The 4322-nt window shown below is 72.6% G+C and carries 5 protein-coding genes; 3 read left to right on the forward strand and 2 right to left on the reverse strand.

Annotated features, from left to right (window positions below):
- On the reverse strand, window positions 1-1267 hold a 1267-nt coding region (eno, locus tag DVA66_RS17610; protein ID WP_114561223.1), incomplete at its 3' end, for a phosphopyruvate hydratase.
- 276 nt (window positions 1268-1543) lie between these two features.
- Between eno and DVA66_RS17615 the strand changes: the two genes are divergently transcribed.
- Together DVA66_RS17615 and DVA66_RS17620 are read left to right on the forward strand one after the other, a co-directional pair.
- Window positions 1544-1762, forward strand: a complete 219-nt coding sequence (locus DVA66_RS17615; RefSeq protein ID WP_157974092.1) for a hypothetical protein — start codon at window positions 1544-1546, stop codon at window positions 1760-1762.
- Window positions 1759-2595, forward strand: a complete 837-nt coding sequence (locus tag DVA66_RS17620; RefSeq protein WP_198671905.1) for a nucleotidyltransferase domain-containing protein — start codon at window positions 1759-1761, stop codon at window positions 2593-2595. Before DVA66_RS17615 ends, DVA66_RS17620 begins: the two co-directional genes overlap by 4 nt.
- Before the next feature lie 12 nt (window positions 2596-2607).
- Here the strand turns inward: DVA66_RS17620 and DVA66_RS17625 are convergent, their stop codons facing one another.
- On the reverse strand, window positions 2608-3624 hold the full coding sequence (locus tag DVA66_RS17625; RefSeq protein WP_114561225.1) for an alpha/beta fold hydrolase: 1017 nt from the start codon (window positions 3622-3624) through the stop codon (window positions 2608-2610).
- Window positions 3625-3707: 83 nt separating this feature from the next.
- Between DVA66_RS17625 and DVA66_RS17630 the strand changes: the two genes are divergently transcribed.
- On the forward strand, window positions 3708-4286 hold the full coding sequence (locus tag DVA66_RS17630) for a TetR/AcrR family transcriptional regulator (RefSeq protein ID WP_114561226.1): 579 nt from the start codon (window positions 3708-3710) through the stop codon (window positions 4284-4286).
- Window positions 4287-4322 lie beyond the last annotated feature (36 nt).

Raw genomic sequence — 4322 nt, forward strand, 5'->3', positions numbered from 1 at the left:
CGCCGGCGTAGCGGGCGGCGTCGTCGAGGTCCTCCTCGATGCGCAGCAGCTGGTTGTACTTGGCGACCCGCTCCGAGCGCGCCGGGGCGCCGGTCTTGATCTGGCCGCAGTTGGTGGCCACGGCCAGGTCGGCGATGGTGGTGTCCTCGGTCTCGCCCGAGCGGTGGCTCATCATGCAGCGGTAGCCGTTGCGGTGGGCCAGCTCGACGGCGTCCAGGGTCTCGGTCAGGGAGCCGATCTGGTTGACCTTGACCAGCAGGCCGTTGGCCGCCTTCTCCTCGATGCCGCGCTGCAGCCGCTGCACGTTGGTGACGAAGAGGTCGTCCCCGACGATCTGCACCCGGTCGCCCACCCTGGCGGTGAGCGAGCTCCAGCCGGCCCAGTCGTCCTCGGCCAGCGGGTCCTCGATGGAGACGATCGGGAACTGGTTCATCCAGCTCTCGTAGACCGCCACCATCTCCTCGGCGCTCTTCTGGGTCTTGTCGAAGGTGTAGACGCCGCCCCCGCCGTCCGATGCCGTGAAGAACTCGGTGGAGGCGACGTCGAGGGCCAGCGCGATGTCGGTGCCGAGCTTCAGCCCGGCCTTCTCCACCGCCTCGGCGATCAGCTCGAGCGCGGCGACGTTCTGCGGCAGGTTCGGGGCGAAACCGCCCTCGTCGCCCAGCCCGGTGGCCAGACCCTTCTGCTTGAGCACCGACTTCAGGGCCTGGTAGACCTCCGCGCCCTGGCGCAGCGCCTCGGAGAAGGTGGACGCACCGATCGGGGCGACCATGAACTCCTGGACGTCGACGTCGGAGTCGGCGTGCGCGCCACCGTTGAGGATGTTCATCATCGGGACCGGCAGGGTGTGGGCGTTGGGGCCGCCGACGTAGCGGAACAGCGGCAGCTCGGCCGACTCCGCGGCGGCCCGGGCCACGGCCAGCGAGACGCCGAGGATGGCGTTCGCGCCGAGCGAGCCCTTGTTGTCGGTGCCGTCCAGCTCGAGCATGGTCTGGTCGACCAGGCGCTGCTCGTCGGCGTCCAGGCCGTGCACGGCCGGGAAGATCGTCTCGACCACGTTCTCGACGGCCTTGAGCACGCCCTTGCCGCCGTAGCGGCTCTGGTCGCCGTCACGCAGCTCGACGGCCTCGAAGGCGCCGGTGGAGGCACCCGACGGGACGGCGGCGCGTCCCTCGGAGCCGTCGTCGAGGATGACCTGGACCTCGATGGTCGGGTTGCCACGAGAGTCGAGGATCTCGCGCGCGTCGACGAATTCGATGTAGGACAAGGATTCTGCCTTTCGGTCATCCGGGCGGGTGTGCGACAGCGTCCACCCTAGACCTCCGGGAGGCGCCCCGAGCCCAGGGACGGCCGCGGGTCGACGACCGTCGGGTGAACTCCACGGGACCTCACCGGGCCAGCTCCGGGCTGGTCTCTCACCAGTGCCCCACTGGTGTCTACCAGCGTCCCGGGTGGTCCGTAGCTGCCGTAGGGTCCGGAGCGACCACCGTCCCCTCGTTGCTACGGTGGCGCGGCCCCGGGCCGGGGCGGACAGGAGGCGATGATGGCCGATCGGGAGGACCGGACCCGTCCACGCCGGTGGTACGAGAGGTCCTGGGTGATCGTGCTCGTCTGCCTCGCCGCGCTCGGGATCTCGGTGTCCTCGGTGCTCGACCTGATGGGTGATGACCCGCAGTGGGTGAGGTCGGTGGTGTTCACCCTGTTCGGGCCGGCGGCCGTCCTGCTCGGCTGGGACACCTGGCGGAAGCGTCCGTCGTCGTGACGCCGGTGCCGACCGAGCAGGAGCTGGTGGAGCTGGCCGACCGGCTGGTGCAGGTGCCGGGGGTGGAGGCGGTCGCACTGGGGGGCAGCCGGGCTCGTGGGGAGGCCCACCCGGACTCCGACGTCGATCTCGGGCTCTACTACCGGTCCGGCATCGACACCGGGGCGCTGCGGGTGCTCGCCGGTGAGGTGGCCACCACCCGTTCCGGCACGGACTCGCTCGAGGTGACCGAGCCCGGCGGCTGGGGTCCGTGGGTGGACGGCGGGGCCTGGATGAGCATCGGATCGACGCCGGTGGACTGGATCTACCGCGACCTCGACCGGGTGCGCCGTTCGGTCGAGGACGCCCGGCGCGGGGTCTTCGAGTTCGCGTTCCAGGTCGGGCACCCGCTCGGTGTCCCGACCACCGCCTACGCCGGGGAGGTCGCGCTGGCGCGCGTCCTGGCCGACCCCGACGGGGAGCTGCGGGCCCTGCAGGGGCAGGTCACGGCTTATCCCCCGGCGCTGACCGGGGCGGTGCTCGAGCGGCTCGGGGAGGCCCGCTTCCTGCTGGGAGCCCTGGCCAAGTCCGCCGGACGGGGTGACACCAGCTACCTCGCCGGGTGCCTGTTCCGGGTGGTGGGGCTGTGCGCGCACGCTGTGCACGCCCGAGCCGGGAGCTGGGTGGTCAACGAGAAGGGTCTCGTCGACTCCGCCGGACGACTGCCCGGCGCCCCGGCGGCGTTCGCCGAGCGCGCCCACCGGCTGCTGGGACAGCTCGGGCAGAGCCCGGCGGAGCTGACCCGGTCGGTGCAGGACGCCCGTGACCTGGTCGAGGAGGTCGCTGCCGGTTGACCGCGGCGGTGATCAACGCTGCTGGGCGAGGAAGGCAGCGACGTCGGCGGCCAGCTCGTCGGGGTACTCGCCGTTGAGAGCGTGGGTGGCGTCGGGGTAGACCCGCACCCGTCCGGGCAGCGCCCGCTCGGCGGCCGGGATCGCGGTGGCCGCGTCGTGCATCACCGAGCGGCCGGCGAGGAGGACCAGCACCGGCAGGTCCGACCCGGCCAGCGTCGTCGGGTCGATGCGGGACGGCTGCGGCAGCTTCAGGGCGTAGCCCGCCATCCCGGACTCGATCATGTCGGCCACCGGCACGTCCTCCACCGGGGCGCCGCCGGCGGTGTAGGAGTTGAAGCTGTCCCGCCACGCCTTCGGCGTCCAGGACACCGAGCTGGGCAGCGACCGCAGCACCGTCTCCAGCGGGATGTCGCCGAAGACCTGGACCGGGTCGACCAGGGTGAGGCTGGCCAGGTGGGTCGGCTCGCGCAGGGCCAGGTTTGCCGCCGTCCAGCCGCCGATCGAGAGCCCGACCAGGTGGACCTCCGGCTCCGGCAGCCCGGCCAGGGCCTGGTCGAGCCATCGTGCCTGGTCGGCGTGGTCGGTGATCGGCCGGCTCTGCACGCTCATCCCGGGCTCACCGAGCAGGTCCAGCGTCCAGACGTCGCCGATCCGCAGCAGCGAGGGCAGGTTGTCCGCCCACACCGGGGAGGCCGAGGCGGTGCCGGGCAGCAGCACCAGTGGCAGCGGCTCGTCCCCGGACCCCTCGAAGCGGTACATCCGGACCACCCCGTAGTCGGTCCGGACGTCCAGGGTCTCGGCGGGCTCGGGCAGGTCGGCGAAGGCCGCGCGGTAGGTCTGCAGGAACGCGTCGTGGTCGGCGGCGCTGCGCCAGTGCCCGACCGGCGAGGGCGTGCGCAGGGCGAGGGTCAGCGCGAGGACGCCACCGAGGAGCACCACGACGAGGCCGAGCAGCAGCCGCCGGAGGCGTCTCCGCCCGGCCCCGAGCGCACGGGTCGGGGTGGTCGGGGTCGTCGACTCCTGGTCCATCGCTGCTCCTTACCGATCGGTCAGTTCTTCTACCGTACGGTCAGTATGGGAGGCTGGCAAGCGTCCGAGCGAGGAGGCAGCAGATGGCGGAACCGCGCCGACGGTCCTTCACCGAGCAGGCCCGACGCGCCCAGCTGGTCGAGGTGACGACCGCGCTGGTCGCCGAGCACGGCTACGCCGGGACGTCGCTGTCACGGATCGCGGCGGCGGCCGGGATCTCCAAGGCCGCGGTGCTCTACCACTTCGCGAGCAAGGAGGCCGTGGTCCGCGCCGCCCACGAGCAGGCGCTGGCCGACCTGGTGGCCGAGGTCGGCGCCGCGGTGGATCAGGCCGACCCGGCCGACGCCCCGCTCGCCTACGTGCAGACGATGGTCGCCCACCTCTCCGCCCGCCCGGCGCAGACCCACGTGATCATCGAGGAGATGGCCCAGCGCGGGGAGCGACCGCAGCCCGAGGGGCGCTGGCGTCCGCTGGCCGAGCTGCTGCAGGCCGCCCGACGCGCGCGGGGACGTCCGGAGCTGCCCGACGCGCGCACCGCGGCGCTGGCGGTGGGTGGCGCGGTCAACGCCGTGGTGGCCGAGCGGCTGGCCGATCCCGGCTACGACACGGCGAGTGCCACGACCACCGTGACGGGCATGGTCGAGCAGCTGCTCGACGGCTGAGTCAGCCCGGGGCGTACTCGTTGAACGCCTCGTGGC

Origin of the sequence: Desertihabitans aurantiacus, assembly GCF_003344635.1 — a bacterium.
GTDB lineage: Bacteria > Actinomycetota > Actinomycetes > Propionibacteriales > Propionibacteriaceae > Desertihabitans > Desertihabitans aurantiacus.